The sequence below is a fragment of the Arthrobacter sp. CP30 genome, from assembly GCF_053470025.1.
This window is the reverse complement of sequence record NZ_JBQEMM010000039.1, coordinates 1-589: the sequence shown is the minus strand read 5'-3', so window position 1 is coordinate 589 and position 589 is coordinate 1. Positions and strand designations below refer to the sequence as shown.

General features: G+C 63.8%; 1 protein-coding gene. It reads left to right on the top strand.

What is annotated here, in order from left to right; genetic code table 11:
- A partial coding sequence (locus tag ACTIMO_RS17210) for an FtsB family cell division protein (RefSeq protein ID WP_448183211.1) occupies positions 1 to 260 on the top strand: 260 nt, incomplete at its 5' end.
- Positions 261 to 589 lie beyond the last annotated feature (329 nt).

The window sequence follows — 589 nt, the reverse complement described above, 5'->3', positions numbered from 1 at the left end:
GCTATAATGCCGTGCTCGGACCGACCGGCATCATGCAGACCAAGCAGACCAGGGCGGAGTATGAGCAGAAGAAGGCGGAATATGCCGCGCTCGACAAGCAGCGCGCCGCTCTGAAGAATCGAGTCGATCTGCTCGACAAGCGGCGCGGTGTCGACCCCGACCTGGCCGACGAGCTGGCGCGCAAGCAGCTCAACGTCGTCCGCCCCGACGAGGTCGTGATCCCGCTCCAGAAGCATGCGCCGGCACCCGCCGGGCGCTGATCTCTCGATGCTGCGTTGCAGCGTACGCAATCTGCACCTTTGGTTGTGCAGACTGCAATTGCCGTGGCGTCAACTGAACGGCACGCGCATTCCCGCGTTAGTTGCGCGGCGGGCGAAAACGCGCTTATAGGCACCCGCCTTCCCCCTCCCCGGACGAGGATTTCCTGATCGTGGCCAAAGCACCGGCTCGCAAATCGACTGAACCCGCAAAGACCAATCGCGAGCGGCCCGACGAGCCGCAGCGCTACCCGGCTTCCAAGGAGCAGCTGCTCGAATTCTACAAGCAGATGCTCCTGATCCGCCGCTTCGAGGAGAAGGCGGGCCAGCTC